Genomic DNA, 16460 nt, shown 5'->3' on the forward strand with positions numbered 1-16460 from the left:
GCGTGCCTGCTGCTGCCCGAGACTCCTCCGCGCCGCTGCCACGCGAGGTGAGCCTGGCCCGCATCATCTCCCAGGGCCTCATCCCGGCCACCGCCGCGTCCGACGTCGTCCAGGCGGTGGCGGGCAGACTCGCCATCCAGGGCCAGCAGGTCTCCGCCGTTCCGCACGCTCTGCTCGTGCGCGCCCCCGCGGCCACCCCGGCCGACGTCGAGGCCGCCTTCGCACGGGGTGACCTGGTGCGCTCCTGGCCCATGCGCGGCACCGTCCACATCACTACCGCCGCGGACCACCACTGGCTGCGGGCCGCCCTCATGCACCGCACCGACGCCTGGGTCCGGCGCAGTGAGGAGGCTTACGGCGTCGATGCTGCCCTGTGCGAGCGTGCCGCCGAGGTGGCCCTTGGTCTCATCAGCGACCAGGGGCCCCTGATGCGCTCGGTGCTGCTGGCGGCCTGGCAGGAGGCCGGTCTTATGGAGGCCTTCCGCGGTGAGGACGTTTCCTCCTACCGGCGCCGTCACCTCCTGGTGCGTCTCCAGCGCGAGGGAATCCTCGTTCAGGGGCCGCGGTCCGGCAACGAGCACCTCGTCATGGATGCGCGTCCCCTGCCCGACGCCGACTCCGGGCCCGCCGGAGCCGACGTCGTCCACGGCGGGGTGGGCCACCGTGCCGCGTGCGCGCACATCGCCTACCGCTACGCGGCCGGCCACGGTCCGGTCAGTGCCGAGGACCTGGCCCGCTGGACCACGCTGCCCAAGACGCAGGCCGCCCGCGCCCTGGAGGACGCCGTCGAGCTGGGGGAGGAGCAGACCGCGGCGTCGGCCGATGGCGCCGGTGATCCGGCCGGTACCCGCGTTCCGCTCGTGCGTGCGGTCGCCGAGGGCGGGGCGAACGGCGGCCTGCGGGTGCTCGGCCCCGGCGAGTCGGCCCCGAAGGCCGGCCTGCTCTACATGCGCGCCGACCTGCCCGACCTCCTGTCCGCCCACCGCGCCGCCGCGCAGGCCACGCACTTCCTGGGCTCCTTCGACGAGCTGCACGTGGGCTACAAGGACCGCTCCTGCCTGACCGACGACGCCGGCGAGCGCCTCATCTGCCCGGCGAGCAACGGCATGTTCCGCCCGATCCTGGTGGACCGCGGCCGTCTCGTCGCCGTGCGTCCGGTCGGCGAGGGCCTGCTGTGGAAGGACGGGGCGGCGCCATCGGCCCGTGTGGAGCGCGATGTCAACCGGGCAGTGTCCCGCATGGAGCAGCGCCTGGCCGGATGACCTGACCGGAACTGGCCTCCGCCGCGCAGTGTGGGGGAGAAGACGCCCCGAACGATGTTGTCTGACGTCTGGAGTAGTGACAGAATCCGATTCATGAGCAACGAAGCCATGCAGGTCCGCGCACTGCGGGGGCGTGTCGTCACCCCCGACCACATCATCGACGACGGGGCGGTCGTCCTGTCGGGAACCCACATCGCGTGGGTCGGGCCCGCTGACCAGGCCGCCCGGGCCGGCTTCGGAGACGTCGTCGAGCAGGCGCAGGCCGCACCCGAGGGAGGTTACCTCCTGCCAGGACTGGTGGACGTCCACTGCCACGGCGGCGGCGGCGAGTCCTTCCCCAACGCCGAGACCGCCGAGCAGGCGATGGTCTCCGTGCTCGAGCACCGCCGCTTCGGCACCACGTCGCTCGTGGCCTCCTGCGTGACGGCCGCTCCCGACGTCCTGCGTGCGCGCACCCGGGTCCTGGCGGGGCTGTGCGAGGACGGCGAGCTCGCCGGCATCCACTTCGAGGGGCCCTTCGTCTCGGTCGAGCGCTGCGGTGCCCAGGACCCCACCTACATCATCGACCCCGATGCCGCCCTGACCCGTGAGCTCATCGAGCTCGGCGGCGGGCACGTCGTCACCATGACCATCGCCCCGGAGAAGCCCGGCATCACCGGCGACGACGGCGTCAACGCGGCCCTCATCGAGGGCGGGGCGCTGCCATCCTTCGGGCACACCGACTCCGAGGCCGCCCCCGTGCGCGCCGCCCTGGCCGACGCCGCCGCCCGCATCGCCGAGCGCCTCGAGACCGGCAAGACGGTCCGTGCCCCGCGATCGACCGCCACCCACCTGTTCAACGGCATGCGCCCTATGCATCACCGCACGCCCGGACCCGTACCCGAGTTCCTGGCGGCCGCCCAGCGCGGCGAGTGCGTCCTGGAGATGATCGGCGACGGCGTGCACCTCAACCCCGCCATCGTCCTGGATATGTTCGAGACCCTGGGGCGCGATAACGTCGTCCTGGTCACCGACGCCATGGCCGCGGCCGGCATGGCCGACGGCGACTACGTGCTCGGCTCCCAGCCGGTCACCGTGGCCGACGGCGTCGCCCGCCTCACTGAGGGTGGCGCGATCGCCGGGGGAACCGCCCACCTCATTGACGTCGTGCGCACCACCTGGCGCGGGGGAGTCGACCTGGTCGACGCCGTCTACGCCGCCAGCGTCCAGGGCGCGCAGATCCTCGGCAACCCATCCGTGGGGGCGCTGCGGGCGGGCCTGTGGGCCGACGTCGTCGTCACTGATGCGGACCTGCGGCCCGTCACCGTGCTGCGTCGTGGTGAGGCGGTGGAGCCCGCCGCCTGATCCTCCCGCACCATCGGCCCGCGCGGGCCCCAGCAGTCTCTTGTCATGTGGGAGGCGTTCGCCCCGACCTGAACCACCAGGTCGGGGCGAACGCGTGGTGCGGGGGCGAGCGCCGCTCGGTTGGGCGACGCGGACCGATCAGCCGGGCAGACCCAGGAGCCGGCGGGTGTAGACGGCCTGGCCGGAGTGCTGGGCGGCGTCATCGATGACCGAGGCCAGGCGAACGGCCCTGGTGACGGGCGGATCCCAGGAGTCGTCGACGATGTCGTCGAGTGTTTCCGGCGTGAGGGAGCGCAGGTAGGTGATGGCGAGCGCGTAGGCGTCGTCGAGGTAGGCGAAGAGGAGGCCGAGGTCGCCGACGACGACCTGGGCGGCCTGCTCGGGTGTGTGGCGCCAGTCCTCGGTGTCGTCGGGCAGGGGCAGGGCGAGGCGCTCCCGGTGGCCGCTAGTGATCCAGACGGGCTCGACGCCCGCCAGGGGCGCGACCTGGACGTCGAGCTCGCGAGCCGTGTGCCAGGCCAACCAGGTCAGGGAGTCGATGCGGGGCGCCAGGTCCGGGGCGGGCCGGGTGTTGGCCTGCTCCAGCGTGACGCCATCGAAGGCGCGGTCGAAGCGCTCGCGGGACCGGGACAGGACGTCAATGAGCATCTCGAGAGTCGTCATGATGTCAGGCTACGTGCCGAGGCCGGCGCGGCAGTAAGCGCTGTGAGGAGCTGATAGGCCGCAGTGTCTTTCTGGACGACTCTCTGCACGTGCTCTCCCAGGTCTCAGTCCACGATATGCACGACTGCGTTGCTGGGTGCCTGGCTTCTGGGTGTGGAGGGGGTGGTTGTGTGGGGCCCGTTTGCATTGGGATAGCTGAGATGGCAGGGCTTGAGCGGGACTCCAGCCCAGGGAGGCGGGTTTCAACCCAGGGGGCTCCATCTCGGGCGCGGGGCTCCGCCCCTGGGGGATGGTGTTTCGGTGTCGTGATGTTTGCTCGCGCGATGCGAGCTGAGGTGACGGGATGTGAGGTGAGGTGGAGGGGGCAAGCCCCTCCCATACCAACGGTCAACCCTGCCAGCCCAGGTGGATTCGCGCCACCTGAGCGAAACACCCAGGCTGACGGCCGCCGAGGCGTTGACCTCAGGTGGACCGACACCACCTGACCTCGCACGATTCCACCAACGGTCACGTCAGCAGAACGACACTCCACGGGCCCGCCACTCAGCCCGGAGTGCGCTCAGCCCAGGCTGTCAAGAACTGAACCGGCACTGCCCCGGAAAGCCGAGGAAGTCCTCAACCTGGCCAAGCAGATCGTCAGTACCCCGCCCGTATCGGGTTCACAATGACCGGATTCGGTGTGCCTTCTTGGGCTTCTCCAGCAGGTCGGTCACGGGGAAGTTCAAGTACCAGGCAACACGCTCGAGCTCATCAATGCGCCAAGCGACCCGGCCCGTGTATCTCAACGACACCGCTGAGCGTGACATGCCCAGAATCTGCGCCAGATCCGCCTGCGTGACCCCGACCCTCGCCGCCTCGAGGCGGACGTTCCCCGCCACGATGCATGCCAGCGTCTCCTCACACATCGCCCGGCTGGGAGACCGAGGAGGCGGATCATAGAGAGGTGGCCTCTCCGGTCCTTTCCCTCCCTGCTTGAAGTCCTCGCCGCCGCCCCAGCACTCCGTGCCGCCCGAGTCGTCCATGTCGCCGTCCGGACCCCATCCTGGCGGAGGCCACACCCCATCCATCGCCCGCTCCTTCCTCAGGTCAGCAGTCGGGCGCGTCAATCGCGCCCGACACCTGACCATCGTGGCCCGATGGCGGACGGAACCGTCACGAAACAGGACTCCAGATGTGGGTAGCTGGCCGCAGGCGGCACGAGTTCGGCGTCGGTGGTCCCCGGGAACCGCGCCGGCTCAGCGGAGAACGCGCAATGGCCACGAGCAGGAAGCGAGATCCGGAGGGTGTGAGTCGGGCACCCCGCCGTCCGTGCGGCAGCGGGTCGGCGCTCCCGCTCAGGTCAGGACAATGGGCGGTGGGGCCAGAGAGTGGGCCCGTGCCGTGCTCAGGCGAAGACGACGGTGCGGTGCCCGTTGAGCAGTACCCGGTGCTCGGTGTGCCAGCGCACCGCCTGCGCCAGAACCCGGCGTTCGACGTCCTGCCCCTTGGCCTGCAGCGTGGCCACCGGGTCCTCGTGGCCCCAGCAGCTCGGCCTCGGCGGCCTCCTTGGTGTCCTTGGTGACCGCGATGTGGTGGAAGGGCACCCCGTAGAACTCGGCGACGTCCCGCAGCGTCTCGTGGTTGCCCACCACCCGTACCACCGGCCCACGCGGGCCCCAGCAGTCTCTTGTCATGTGGGAGCCGTTCTGGTGAGGTTAGTGATGTGGCCCTTCCATCCCGGTGCGCGCTTTGGCTCCCAGTTCACGATTGACCGATTTCTTGGCGTCGGTGAATTTGATGAATCGGTTCCGCTTCATCGGCGCCTTGTCCGCCACAGCACGTTTGACCTTGCCAACCTGCTTATGGATCCCACGTGGCGTTCGGCGGGCGCGGCCTCAGTTCGGTACTGATGGTAGATCATCTCCTTCACTTGCTGGCCTGCCGGACAGCACGTCCACGGTTGGGTCAACACCAGCCCATCGGACGGATTCTGATCAGGATGCTCGGCCATCCATTGAACCACCGCATAGGGCACATCGGGGATCTTCTGGCAGACGATGAACCGTAGTCCGGCCCTCGATAGGGTGCGCAGTTCACCATGCCGAGAGCATGCCTGTATCCGCCGCCACCGTCACTTCCGGGAACTGAAGGGCCTCCTGGAAGGCGCGCAGCGATGGCAGGAACGTGATCGTCTCGACTTTGTTGCCCTCGAACGCCTCTATCATGAGCGGGAACCCCGAGCGTCGGTGAGCAAACCGATCGTGATCTGTGAATCCAGCTGTTGTTCCTTACTGAATCCGGGCTCGCGGAACCCATCACCTTGGACGGTTTCGAAGTAGAGCGTGGACACGTCAAAGAGCACCAGTGTGGCCGGCCCCATTCCCACATGCGCTGCGCATGCACCTGCGAACCGTTGTCGTCATCCCGGTGTGGCGTACACCGAGGCCACCACGCCGACCTCCTCTAGGACATGTCGTATGGAGCTTGCTGATTGGCCCGATCGGCCTGGCAGCACCAACGACCGGAACACTTCATCATCAGCACTGGCCGTAGCGAGCCCCAACTCGTCGTAGACCTCGACCAAGGCGTTCCACAAGCGTTTAGCGCTGCTGGAAGTGATCGGCAAAGCGACCTGAACAGGCCGCCCATCACCGAAATCGAGCTCGTCTTGGATGGCGACCAACCGTTGACGGGCAACCGTCTTCAGTAACTCAACATCCACCTCGGTGTGAGCAGGCCTAATTATGTTCCTGTAAGGCACAGTCCACGCAACCGATTGAGAGCAGCGTGTAACTCGTAATGCCGAGGCCTTGCCAAATGACCTGGGTGCCCGTTGAACGGTGACAACCAGTCGAGCCCATCTGTGTCGATGCGGCCCTCAACTGTGAGTATCAGATCTCTGATGGACATCCGGCCGTCGGCGAGTGCCGTGATCCTGTCGAGGGCTCGGGCGATGGCCTGATTCTGTGCTGGGTCGACGAGCTGGGTCACAGCACTGAGGTCGATCGTCTCACCCGCGAATAGGATTGTCGTACCTCTCGATTTTGCTGGCTTCTGGTTCACCTCTCGCACTAGGGAGCTCGGAGTCGGGACCCGGGAGGCCCAATCGTAGGAGAATACTAGAGAGCTGGAATTCCTTCCAGCCTCCCAGGGCTCTGGGGCGATCTTGCGCGCCTCGTTCGTGACGTCGTGTGCGACGTAGTGGTCGAGCGAGATGATCCGATCAGCGGCGCTGAAAAACGCTCCAGAACCCCCGGCCACGAGGATTGTCGAGACTCCAAGCTCGGTGAATATCGGCTGGACACGGTCGACGAACGGCGTAATGGGCTCCCTGTCCGCTGGGATCAGGGTGCGCATACGTTCGTCTCGGATCATAAAGTTCGTTGCTGATGTGTCCTCGTCGATTAACAGCGTCGACGCACCAGCATCGATGGCCTCGACTAGGTTCGTAGCTTGAGAGGTCGAACCGCTGGCATTTGTGGTGCTGAAGGACCGAGTATCGATACCAGAGGGAAGGTTTGAGATAAATGGTGAAATATTGACGCCGGTGACGGCACGGCCGTCCTCGGCTCTGATGCTGACTGCATCGGCGCGGCTGATGACCCATTCCCGGCCGTCGCCGGCGACATGAGGATAGACGCCGCGTTCGATCGCGCGGAGAAGAGTCGACTTGCCGTGGTAGCCACCTCCAACGATGATAGTCACGCCTTCAGGGATGCCCATCCCTGCAATCCGTTGTCCACTGGGCAGTTGAAAGTTCACGCGCAGACTATCCGGGCTGCTGAAAGGTACTGCAGCTTTGTCGGACAGGGGGAGGTCCGAGTCTCCAGAACGACGAGGCAGGATTGCACCATCGCCAACAAAGGCGACTAGACCCCTGGGAGACAGCTGGGATCGCAGCCATTCTTGATCGCGGTGCAGGACCACGTGCTCTCGAAGGGCGTGCTGGTCGAGATTCGCGAACACGAGCGACGCCTCGGTAACCTTCGGTAAGAGAGAGGTCAGGAGCTTCGAGGCTTTAAGGCCACGGGCTCTGCGTCCCGATGCAGGCAGTCCAACATCGATGCGTGCTTCGATACGGTCTGAGGCGATGACGACGCTGGTGCGTTCGAGGATTTCCTGGCCTGGCTGGCCGATGCTGACTAACCCACTATTGCCAGTTCCGGAGGGGGGTGGTAGCACGTAGTGGGCGATCTCGGAGAACCGGCGTGTGAGGAAGTCGGCGACCGCTCGCCGTCCGGTCACGTCATTGGTCAGATCAGCAGGAAGCTTTGCTGTGTTAGGGTCGAGGATAACTCGCATACGTGATGGTGGAGCGTAGGGATCGACCTGAATGTGGTCAATGGCTAGTTGGATGGTGCCGAGCTGGTAGGTGCCTATGAGCTGTTTGTACGAGGCATACCCCCGCCCGTCGATTTGGGTGAGGGTACGCTCGAGGGTCCTGCGATTAGGCATGGCTGTCCTCGGGGACAGCGACGTTCTGGAGGCTAGGCAGCCTAATAAGGGCTACGCCGCCAAGTATTGAAAGCACGACAGCAGCAATTACCATCGCGGTGATGAATCCGGTCTTCTGGACTCCAAACCCGGTCATTAGTGGTCCGATAGTCAGACCTGCTGCGTATGCGAGGTTGTAGAGCGCGAATGAGCCGCCGAGTGTCGGAGGGGTCGATCGGAATCCTTGTTCGCTGATGAGCGTGGTGGCCGGGGCGAGCAACATTGCCGACGACAGGCCTAGAATGCCCATGCCAACAGCGACCTGCCAGATGCTGGTCGACCAGCCGAGAACAAGCAGTGCGGCAACGACGGCCACGATGCCGATGCCGATAAGCAGTCGAGGCGATACTGAGGCGACGAATCTGCCCACGATTGGGTTCGCGATGATGCTCACGAGTGCGCTGATGCCGAAGAGCATGCCGATCGTAGTGCTCGTCGCCTGTGCTCCCAGGTGGCCGGGAAGTACTGGTTGCACCGCAGCGAGGACCGCGGCCCCGATCGCGATCGCGGCAACGATGGAGGCTGATCCTGGTACGCGGAGCACGGTGAAGGGCCCAGCTGTGTCGTCGGTTTGTCGGGGCGACCCTGGAATGAAGGCTACTAGCAGGATGAGATCAACGATGGCGACGACTGTTGCTGTCAAGAACGGCGAGGCAGGCCCAAACGCATCAACGAGGAAACCAGCCAACGGCGGACCGACAAGTACGCCTAGAGTCACGGTGGACATTGCGATACCCATCATCTGACCACGTTTATCAAAACCTGTTGTGGCTGCAATGAGTGACAAGGCCGCGACCCATGCGACGCCGCCAGCTATCCCCTGGACGAAGCGGGCGACTAAGAGGAGCCAATAGGGCCCACCGGTGGCAAATAGTAGGGTTGCAATCGCTAGAACGATCAGGCCGGTCACGAGCGGACCCTTTGGACCGCGGCGATCGACGAGGCGTCCGGCGAAGAGCGTGGCAACCACCATGGCCACCGCATACGAAGCGAAGAGGATGCCGATTGCGGCTGCGCCTTGTTCAACGACTGCGGGTAATAGTGGCAGCACCGGGATGGCGAGTCCCTGGAGAAGCATGTCGGTGAAGAGAATGGCTCCGGCCACAGCGGTGGCGCGGGCTGGAGTCGCGCTCGCTGCGCGAGAGGTAGGGGTGGTAGTCATCGTGAAGTGAGTCCTTAGGTGTCGAGCAACCCCCTCACCAGTGCCGCGATAGCGGCGTCGAGTTCGTCGGGTTGCGGAATGTCTTGCGGTCGGTTCACTGCAGTCACGGTGAACCCTTGAAGAAGCACAAGCACGAGGCTGGCGATCTCTCCCGATGTGGGGGAGGCACTGTCTCTCTCGGGCTTGGATATGAGGCCTTCGATGCGGTCGTGCCATTCGTCGAGGGCGCTGTTATGTTCGGAATACTCAAGGGCTTGTGGGGCAACGAGGACTGTCGTTGATGCCAGGGCTCGGAATCGCGCGTCGCCAGTGAGGAGTCGAGTGAACTCAGTCAGCAGTGCCTTCAGTGCATCGTGGGCCGATGTGTCTGCCGCGTCATTGTCCTGAGCAAACAAACGCTGTCCATAATCGCGCCAGCCCCATTCAAGCGCCTCGGTCAGTAGGGCCTGCTTGTCGCGGAAATGGTGGTTCAGTGCGCCGCGTGTGACGCCTGCGCGTTCTGCGACGTAATCGAATGTTGCCCCCCGCCACCCCTTCTCCTCGAAGGACTTCAGTGCTGCTTTCAGCAGCGCGACGCGGGTTTTTGCCGCGTCTTCAGCGGTTCGTCTCATACATACAAGTTAGCACGTATCTTAGTTTGGGGTCAACAGCCCCCAGCCGTTCATGAGGATGCTTCGGCCGTGGGTCGCTGTTGACTCATATGTCGTGCCTCGACGACTATGCTCGCGGCGAGTGCCTTAAACGCTTGCCCTCGTGCAGCAGGGTGATGTAGCCCACGATGAAGCTACGGACCTGGTGTGTCGGGGTGCCGGTCTGATCAAGGCGGTTGAGAAGCCTCTCGCTCTAGATCCGCCATCCGAGTTCGAGAGCTTCTTGCAGCAAGTTGGTTCTGCTCTTGAAGTGGTGGTGGACCGAGTCTCGAGTCACTCCCGCTGCGGAGCCGCTCTGCTTGTATCTCGCCTCTTGTAAACCTTCTCGGGCAAATGAGTCCAGTGCTGCGAGCAGGATGTGTGTGCGGGTTGCTCAGGCCTCTTCCTCGGTTTGCCGCACCGCAGTTCTCCTTTCCTACGCGAGTGAGTGTCGGTGCGTCTGGTTAGACCTGGGTGCGTGATGGTCCTACGTCCTGTAGTGAGGTGACCGGCCGTCGTCGTGGTGGGCCAGTGGTGGGAAGACCGCGGGTTGGTGGTGGGCCCGTGCCGTGCTCAGGCGAAGACGACGGTGCGGTGCCCGTTGAGCAGTACCCGGTGCTCGGTGTGCCAGCGCACCGCCTGCGCCAGAACCCGGCGTTCGACGTCCTGCCCCTTGGCCTGCAGCGTGGCCACCGGGTCCTCGTGGCCGGCCCGCGTCACGTCCTGCTCGATGATCGGGCCCTCATCGAGGTCCGCCGTCACGTAGTGTGCCGTCGCCCCAATGAGCTTGACCCCGCGCTCGTGCGCCTGGGCGTAAGGACGCGCCCCCTTGAAGGACGGCAGGAACGAGTGGTGGATGTTGATGACACCCCCGTGCAGCCGCTCGCACAGGGTGGGGGAGAGGATCTGCATGTAGCGGGCCAGTACCACCAGCTCGACGTCGAGGGAGTCCACCAGCCCCAGCAGCTCGGCCTCGGCGGCCTCCTTGGTGTCCTTGGTGACCGCGATGTGGTGGAAGGGCACCCCGTAGAACTCGGCGACGTCCCGCAGCGTCTCATGGTTGCCCACTACGCCGACGACGTCGACCGGCAGCCCCTGGCTGCGGGCCCGGAAGAGCAGATCGGTCAGGCAGTGCCCCTCCTTGGAGACCATGATGAGGGTGCGCATGGCCCGCCCCACCTCATCAAGGCTCCACTCCATCTCGTACTCGCCGGCCAGCTCGGCCAGGTCCTTCTCCAGCTCCACGCGCGGCACGGTGGTGAGCACCTGGACCCGCATGAAGAACAGGCCGGTGGAGGAGTCCCCGAACTGCTTGGACTCGGTGATGTTCCCACCGCGGCGCGCCAGCGTGCCGGTGACCGCATGGACGATGCCCGGACGGTCGGGGCAGGACAGGGACAGGACCAGGTGGGCCGCGGAGTCGGATTGCACCGTGGAATGAGCCATGGCCTCAGCCTAGTCGGCGCTCGCGCCACTTGACGACGGCGAGCACCAGCCAGGTGGTCACGATGAACGGCCAGGTGTAGGTCGGCACCGGGATCGCCGTGAAAACCCGGTCCACGATGACGGTCAGCACCGATCCCACCACCGCCAGCACCCAGGCCCGCCTCCCGGGAGGCAGGAGGACGACGCCGATCGCGATCGCCGTCAGGCACGGCGAGTACCCGCCCAGACCGTGCGCCGCCTGGCCGGCGGGAATGAGTGCCAGCGTTGCTGCCGTTCCGACGACGCTGCCCAGCAGCGCTGCCGTTCCTACTCTCCAACCGGCGATGAACAGCCCGGCCAGGATCAGCGCACCGCCGACCCAGGAGTCGACGAGCACCACCTGGGACTCTCCCGTCAGCACCGCCTCCGGGACCAGCCACGCCGTCGACCCACTGACCGGCGCCGGATCCGGCACCATCGGCGCGTCGATCGCCCTGAGCAGAGCGGTCAGCAGGCCGGAGACGATGCAGAAGGGAGCCGTGAGCGCTGGGAGCCCAGCCGGCGCGAGGGCGCGCTCCAGAGCACGGTGGACCGCGGGGCACGCCGCCGCCCCGACCACGGTGACCAGCGTCGCCGGCCAGAAGACGCCCATAGCGGCCCAGGCCGCCGCTCCCACCAGCGCCCCGTTGTAGCCCTGGAGCCCGTCGGCGACTCGCAGATCCAGCAGCCGGCCCGCCACCGTCGACACCGTCGTCCCGAGGACCACTTGGAGGGCCATGAGCGGTGAGTAGACGGCGATGCCGGCCACGATGAGCAGTCCGGTGAGAGCATGGGGCTGGAGGAAGATCTGTCCCACCCCGCGCCCGAGCGCGTTCACGCCGGATGAGACGATCGATGGGACGGCCGCGGTGCCCGGTCCGGGAGCCGGGTGGTGGGACTGATGAACAGATGACTCAGGCACGAGGGACTCCGATCGATAGAAGTTCGGGAGGCGCCCGCTGCCGAGGCGAGCGGGCCGTTGCTAGTACTTGCGCAGGTGGAGTCTCGATGCGCCGAACCACCGACGGCGCAGGAGCTCACTGATGTCGAGCATGAGAGCGGTGAGACGGGTCGTGTCGTCGGCCAGCGCCCGGGCGATGAGTCCGGGGCCCGGCACCCGCGTCACTGCGCCGCGCACGCCGTCGACCTCGAGGAGCTCGCCGACCTCGGCGACGAGCGCGGCGCTGACCCGGGCGTCGAGCGCCGTGAAGGAGGCCAGGTGGCTGTACCCCTCCAGGGCTCCCAGACTTGTCATCCCAGACTCACCGGGGACCAAGCGCAGGTTGTCGACGACGGCGCACCTGCCGCCAACACGGATATCGGTGCGCATCCGCACGGAGTCGTACCCGAAGACCGCGCCGTCCGGTGCCCAACCTGGGGTGAGGACCTCCAGGGACATGAAGGTCGCCGTCGGGTCCATCTCAACAAGGGTGGTCTGCCGGTAGGAGGACTCCCGGTAGGCGATGACCTGGTCCGGCACCAGCTCGAGCACGGCCCCAGGCCCCAGGACCGCTCGGGTGTCCTGGTGGACCGGGCAGGTGGGGGTGCGGTAGATCTTCGTGGCCGCCTGGGTCGTCAGCACTGCGGAGGCCCCCTGAAGGACCTCGACCTCGGTGAGGTAGGAGTCGCCGTCCAGGTACCCGCCTCCGGGATTGACCACGTAGTAGGTCACCTGCCCGGTCTCATCGAGGTACAGTTGGCGGAACACCCTCAGCGCTCCCCGGTGGTACTGGTCGACGGCGATACTCCGGTCCCCGCCTCGGGCGATCCGCAGGTGCAGCTTGCCAGTAGTGCTCACGACTCCAGGTCCGTCATGAGCACGTCGTGGCGGATCCACTCGATGACCTGCTCCAGGCCCTCGTCGGTTTTGAGATTGGTGAAGCAGAAGGGCTTGTCTCCCCGGAACACCTTGGAGTCGGCCTCCATGACCGCCAGATCGGCGCCGACGTGAGGGGCCAGGTCCGTCTTGTTGATGACGAACAGGTCGGACTTGATCATTCCCTGACCGGCCTTGCGGGGGATCTTCTCGCCCTGGGCCACGTCGATGACGTAGATGGAGAAGTCGACGAGCTCGGGGGAGAAGGTGGCCGAGAGGTTGTCGCCTCCCGACTCCACGAACACCACCTCCAGGTCGGGGTGGCGCTCCACCAGCTCGGCGATCGCCGCCTCGTTCATGGAGGTGTCCTCACGGATGGCGGTGTGTGGGCAGCCCCCGGTCTCCAGCCCGATGATGCGGTCCACCGGCAGGATTCCCTGAGCGGCGAGGATCTTGGCGTCCTCGATCGTGTAGATGTCGTTGGTGACGGCGGCCATGGAGATCTCCCGGCTCATGGCCCGGGTGATGCGCTCGATGAGCTGGGTCTTGCCCGCCCCCACCGGGCCACCCACCCCGATACGGACCGGACCGGGATGCTGCGGGCCGGCGGCCTGCTCTCCGGGTGTATCAGGGAGGACCAGGCTGGTTGCTGATGTCATGAGGTTCTCCTCAGTGGTTCTTTAGCTCTTTAGGACATGAACATGCGGGCGCGCTGGCGCTCGTGCCGCATCTGGCTGATCTCGATCCCGGGCGCGGCCGACCCCAGGTCCATCTCGTCAAGAGTCCCGATCCTCCTGAGCGCGGCGCAGACGTCGTCGCGCACCGAGGCGATGGCGCGCTGACCGGCGTCCTGCCCGAGGGGGATGGCTCGTACGGCGTTCTGCGTCAGCGAGATGACGCTGGACTGGAGGTACGCCGCCGCGGCCGCCGCCGGCGGTGCCGTGAGCACGTAGCCGGCGATCGCCAGCACGATGGCGGGGTGGGCGCAGCACACCTCCGCGTCCACGAGCGCCGCGTAACGGCTCAGCAGCCCGTCGCCGTCGCTCAGTGCCAGGCGGGCGACGGCGAGCAGTCGCCGCCCCATCGTGATCCCGGCCCGGCGCACCTGGAGCGGCACCGCCTGCGCCACGAGGAGCTCATCGAGATGCGCGATCGCCTCCCAGTCGTCCACCGCCACCGCCTCGAAGGCCAGCCGCAGCCCCAGTCCCTCGGAGAAGGTCAGCTGGGTGGATACGAGCGCGCGCAGCCAGGTCACGAAGGAGGCTTCGTCGTTGACGACGCCGTCGCAGATGTAGGTCTCCAGCCCGAAGGAGTGCGAGAAGGCACCCGTGGGCAGTGCGGAGTCACACAGCTGGGCCAGCGGCAGCTGCCAGCGCGCAGGCTCGCCCCACTCCGGGGCACGAGGGTCAGTGAGTATGCTCGGCATAACGGAAGGGGACGGGCATGGATCGCTCCATCCGCTCATGTCGCACCCCCAGGTGCTCCAGGTAGTGCTCGGCGGTGTGGTCGTACTGGATGACCATGACGCCGTCATGCCCCTCAAGTCCCGGGAAGGGCTCATCCGGGCCGAAGAACTGGGCCGGCAGGTGCCGGTTGCCCAGGTTGTGGGCGACGACCCCCATCTCGCGCACCGTGGCGGGCGCGATGACCAGGACGTCGGTGGGCTCCAGGCGCACGACGACGATTCCCCGCTCGTCGCGAAGCAGAATGTCTCCCTCTCGCAGGTCCGGTGCTCCCGTTGCGAGCCGGATGCCGAGCTCGGTGCCGTGGTCCGAGCGCACTCGCTGAATGCGTTTAGTGAGATCGGCCAGAGGGAGGACCACGCTCTCAACGTGCACGTCCTCAAGGTCCTCGGGGGACAGGTCATGGATATTGCCTGAGATGGACTCGATGATCATGAAGGCTCCAGGATGAGGGATCAGAAGAGGAAGTAGCGCTGGGCCATGGCCAGGACCTGAGCGGGCTCGCAGGTGACCTTCTCGCCGTCGGCCGTGACCTCATAGGTCTCGGGATCGACAGTGAGTGCCGGAGTGGCGTCGTTGAAGGCCATGTCCGCCTTCGTCAGCCGCCTGACTCCACGGGCCGGGCAGACCTTCTTGCTCAGTCCCAGGCTCTGGGGCACTCCCGCATCGATGGCCGCCTGGGACATGAAGGTGATCGAGTTCGACGCCGGTGCCGCCCCGTGGCCGCCGAACATGGTGCGTATGAGCGTGGGCTCGGGAGTGGGGATCGAGGCGTTGGCGTCACCCATGACCGCGGAGGCGATCTGGCCCCCCTTGAGGATCAAAGACGGCTTGACCCCGAAGAAGGCGGGGTCCCACAGCACCAGGTCGGCCCACTTGCCCACCTCCACGCTGCCCACGACCTCGGCGATCCCGTTGGTGCGGGCCGGGTTGATCGTGTACTTCGACACGTAGCGCCTGATGCGCAGGTTGTCGCCGCCCTCCGGGTCCCCGGCGAGCCTGCCGCGCGCCTTCTTCATCTGGTCGGCCACTTGCCAGGTGCGGATGACGACCTCGCCGACGCGCCCCATGGCCTGGGAGTCCGACGACGTCATCGAGAACACGCCCAGGTCGTGCAGCACATCCTCGGCCGCGATCGTCTCCGGACGGATGCGCGAGTCGGCGAAGGCGACGTCCTCCGGGATGGCGGGGTTGAGGTGGTGGCACACCATGAGCATGTCGAGGTGCTCCTCAGCGGTGTTGCGCGTGAAGGGCAGCGTCGGGTTGGTCGAGGACGGCAGGATGTTGGGGTCCTGCGCCAGGGTGATGATGTCCGGGGCGTGGCCGCCGCCGGCGCCCTCGGTGTGGAAGGTGTGGATGACCCGTCCGCCGATCGCGCGGCGGGTGTCCTCAACGAAGCCGCACTCGTTGAGCGTGTCGGTGTGGATGGCCACCTGCACGTCGAACTCGTCGGCCACCTTGAGCGCCTCGTCGATGACGGCGTGCGTGGCTCCCCAGTCCTCATGGATCTTGAAGCCGACCGCGCCGGCGCGCAGCTGCTCGGCCAGAGGCTCTCGGGCCGAGGCGTGGCCCTTTCCCAGCAGGCCGATGTTCATGGGGAAGTCCTCGACGGCCTGGAGCATGCGAGCCAGGTTCCACGCCCCGGGAGTGATCGTGGTGGCGTTGGTGCCGTCGGCGGGTCCCGTCCCTCCTCCGATCATGGTGGTCACACCCGAGGCCAGGGCAGTGGCGACCTGAGCGGGGGAGATGAAGTGAATGTGGGAGTCGATGCCTCCGGCCGTCAGGATGCGGTGCTCGCCGGCGATCACCTCCGTGGAGGCGCCGATGACGATGTCGACGTCGTCCATGATGTCCGGGTTGCCCGCAGCGCCGATAGCGCTGATGACACCGTCCCGGATGGCGACGTCGGCCTTGTAGATGCCGGTGTGGTCGATGATGATCGCGTTGGTGATGACAGTGTCGGGGATGCCCTCGTCCCGCGTGCGCTGTCCGTTGTGGCCCATACCGTCGCGGATGACCTTGCCACCTCCGAAGACGGCCTCGTCACCATGGTGGGTCAGGTCCCGCTCGATCTGGGCGAAGAGGTCGGTGTCGGCCAGACGGACGGTGTCCCCGGTGGTGGGGCCGTACAGGGCGGCATGCTCCCGACGGCTGAGTTCCTTGCTCATGATGTGCTCCTGTGCT

17 protein-coding genes and 1 pseudogene are annotated in these 16460 nt (G+C 66.4%); 2 read left to right on the forward strand and 16 right to left on the reverse strand.

Annotated features, from left to right (window positions below; translation table 11 throughout):
• Positions 1–2 precede the first annotated feature (2 nt).
• Together HMPREF9056_RS06095 and HMPREF9056_RS06100 are read left to right on the forward strand one after the other, a co-directional pair.
• Positions 3–1262 (forward strand): crosslink repair DNA glycosylase YcaQ family protein, encoded by a 1260-nt coding sequence (locus tag HMPREF9056_RS06095; RefSeq protein WP_034514029.1) that lies wholly within the window; start codon positions 3–5, stop codon positions 1260–1262.
• Positions 1263–1370: 108 nt separating this feature from the next.
• Positions 1371–2606 (forward strand): N-acetylglucosamine-6-phosphate deacetylase, encoded by a 1236-nt coding sequence (locus tag HMPREF9056_RS06100; RefSeq protein ID WP_172635247.1) that lies wholly within the window; start codon positions 1371–1373, stop codon positions 2604–2606.
• Between the two features lie 138 nt (positions 2607–2744).
• Here HMPREF9056_RS06100 and HMPREF9056_RS06105 read toward each other — a convergent pair whose 3' ends face one another.
• The 16 genes and pseudogenes from HMPREF9056_RS06105 to ureC all read right to left on the reverse strand — a co-directional run bounded on the left by HMPREF9056_RS06105 (position 2745) and on the right by ureC (position 16444).
• The gene (locus HMPREF9056_RS06105; protein ID WP_009403797.1) at positions 2745–3269 is read right to left on the reverse strand and encodes a DinB family protein; all 525 of its coding nucleotides are present in this window, start codon (positions 3267–3269) and stop codon (positions 2745–2747) included.
• 659 nt (positions 3270–3928) lie between these two features.
• Complete coding sequence (locus HMPREF9056_RS14095) at positions 3929–4291, reverse strand: helix-turn-helix transcriptional regulator (RefSeq protein WP_216593603.1); 363 nt, start codon at positions 4289–4291, stop codon at positions 3929–3931.
• 362 nt (positions 4292–4653) lie between these two features.
• Positions 4654–4909 (reverse strand): annotated as a pseudogene (gene purU, locus HMPREF9056_RS14100) (formyltetrahydrofolate deformylase); the annotation flags it as partial.
• Positions 4910–5341: 432 nt separating this feature from the next.
• A complete protein-coding gene (locus HMPREF9056_RS14885; protein ID WP_009403802.1) occupies positions 5342–5473 on the reverse strand; it encodes a hypothetical protein in 132 nt (43 codons plus the stop codon).
• A 194-nt stretch (positions 5474–5667) separates the two neighbouring features.
• Complete coding sequence (locus tag HMPREF9056_RS13105) at positions 5668–5970, reverse strand: hypothetical protein (protein WP_009403805.1); 303 nt, start codon at positions 5968–5970, stop codon at positions 5668–5670.
• Between the two features lie 20 nt (positions 5971–5990).
• On the reverse strand, positions 5991–7703 hold the full coding sequence (locus tag HMPREF9056_RS06125) for an ABC-ATPase domain-containing protein (RefSeq protein ID WP_034514036.1): 1713 nt from the start codon (positions 7701–7703) through the stop codon (positions 5991–5993).
• A complete protein-coding gene (locus HMPREF9056_RS06130; protein ID WP_034514038.1) occupies positions 7696–8904 on the reverse strand; it encodes an MFS transporter in 1209 nt (402 codons plus the stop codon). Before HMPREF9056_RS06130 ends, HMPREF9056_RS06125 begins: the two co-directional genes overlap by 8 nt.
• A 14-nt stretch (positions 8905–8918) precedes the next feature.
• The gene (locus HMPREF9056_RS06135) at positions 8919–9515 is read right to left on the reverse strand and encodes a TetR/AcrR family transcriptional regulator (RefSeq protein WP_009403811.1); all 597 of its coding nucleotides are present in this window, start codon (positions 9513–9515) and stop codon (positions 8919–8921) included.
• A gap of 232 nt (positions 9516–9747) precedes the next feature.
• The gene (locus HMPREF9056_RS14985) at positions 9748–9912 is read right to left on the reverse strand and encodes a TetR family transcriptional regulator (protein WP_087942207.1); all 165 of its coding nucleotides are present in this window, start codon (positions 9910–9912) and stop codon (positions 9748–9750) included.
• Between the two features lie 194 nt (positions 9913–10106).
• Complete coding sequence (purU, locus tag HMPREF9056_RS06140; RefSeq protein WP_009403815.1) at positions 10107–10979, reverse strand: formyltetrahydrofolate deformylase; 873 nt, start codon at positions 10977–10979, stop codon at positions 10107–10109.
• A gap of 4 nt (positions 10980–10983) precedes the next feature.
• Positions 10984–11919, reverse strand: a complete 936-nt coding sequence (locus HMPREF9056_RS06145; RefSeq protein ID WP_034514040.1) for an urea transporter — start codon at positions 11917–11919, stop codon at positions 10984–10986.
• Positions 11920–11979: 60 nt separating this feature from the next.
• Positions 11980–12795, reverse strand: coding sequence for an urease accessory protein UreD (locus HMPREF9056_RS06150; RefSeq protein WP_009403819.1), 816 nt, complete (start codon positions 12793–12795; stop codon positions 11980–11982).
• Complete coding sequence (gene ureG, locus HMPREF9056_RS06155) at positions 12792–13472, reverse strand: urease accessory protein UreG (RefSeq protein ID WP_172635244.1); 681 nt, start codon at positions 13470–13472, stop codon at positions 12792–12794. The genes HMPREF9056_RS06150 and ureG overlap by 4 nt, the downstream gene beginning before the upstream one ends.
• A gap of 29 nt (positions 13473–13501) precedes the next feature.
• A complete protein-coding gene (locus HMPREF9056_RS06160; protein ID WP_009403823.1) occupies positions 13502–14239 on the reverse strand; it encodes an urease accessory protein UreF in 738 nt (245 codons plus the stop codon).
• Positions 14220–14711: an urease accessory protein UreE gene (ureE, locus tag HMPREF9056_RS06165; protein ID WP_009403825.1), complete on the reverse strand. Its 492-nt coding sequence runs from the start codon at positions 14709–14711 to the stop codon at positions 14220–14222. The genes HMPREF9056_RS06160 and ureE overlap by 20 nt, the downstream gene beginning before the upstream one ends.
• A 20-nt stretch (positions 14712–14731) precedes the next feature.
• Entirely contained in the window at positions 14732–16444 is a 1713-nt protein-coding gene (ureC, locus tag HMPREF9056_RS06170) for an urease subunit alpha (RefSeq protein WP_009403827.1), read from the reverse strand.
• Between the last annotated feature and the right edge of the window lie 16 nt (positions 16445–16460).

Source organism: Actinomyces sp. oral taxon 170 str. F0386 (genome assembly GCF_000195595.1).
In the GTDB taxonomy this organism is placed as follows: domain Bacteria; phylum Actinomycetota; class Actinomycetes; order Actinomycetales; family Actinomycetaceae; genus Actinomyces.

Coding starts and splice junctions, on each gene's coding strand:
- HMPREF9056_RS06100 (WP_172635247.1), top strand. CDS start 1,371: ATGCAGGTCCGCGCACTGCGGGGGCGTGTCGTCACCCCCGACCACATC.
- HMPREF9056_RS06105 (WP_009403797.1), bottom strand. CDS start 3,269: ATGACGACTCTCGAGATGCTCATTGACGTCCTGTCCCGGTCCCGCGAG.
- HMPREF9056_RS14095 (WP_216593603.1), bottom strand. CDS start 4,291: ATGGACGACTCGGGCGGCACGGAGTGCTGGGGCGGCGGCGAGGACTTC.
- HMPREF9056_RS14885 (WP_009403802.1), bottom strand. CDS start 5,473: ATGATAGAGGCGTTCGAGGGCAACAAAGTCGAGACGATCACGTTCCTG.
- HMPREF9056_RS06125 (WP_034514036.1), bottom strand. CDS start 7,703: ATGCCTAATCGCAGGACCCTCGAGCGTACCCTCACCCAAATCGACGGG.
- HMPREF9056_RS06130 (WP_034514038.1), bottom strand. CDS start 8,904: ATGACTACCACCCCTACCTCTCGCGCAGCGAGCGCGACTCCAGCCCGC.
- HMPREF9056_RS06135 (WP_009403811.1), bottom strand. CDS start 9,515: ATGAGACGAACCGCTGAAGACGCGGCAAAAACCCGCGTCGCGCTGCTG.
- purU (WP_009403815.1), bottom strand. CDS start 10,979: ATGGCTCATTCCACGGTGCAATCCGACTCCGCGGCCCACCTGGTCCTG.
- ureG (WP_172635244.1), bottom strand. CDS start 13,472: ATGACATCAGCAACCAGCCTGGTCCTCCCTGATACACCCGGAGAGCAG.
- HMPREF9056_RS06160 (WP_009403823.1), bottom strand. CDS start 14,239: ATGCCGAGCATACTCACTGACCCTCGTGCCCCGGAGTGGGGCGAGCCT.
- ureE (WP_009403825.1), bottom strand. CDS start 14,711: ATGATCATCGAGTCCATCTCAGGCAATATCCATGACCTGTCCCCCGAG.
- ureC (WP_009403827.1), bottom strand. CDS start 16,444: ATGAGCAAGGAACTCAGCCGTCGGGAGCATGCCGCCCTGTACGGCCCC.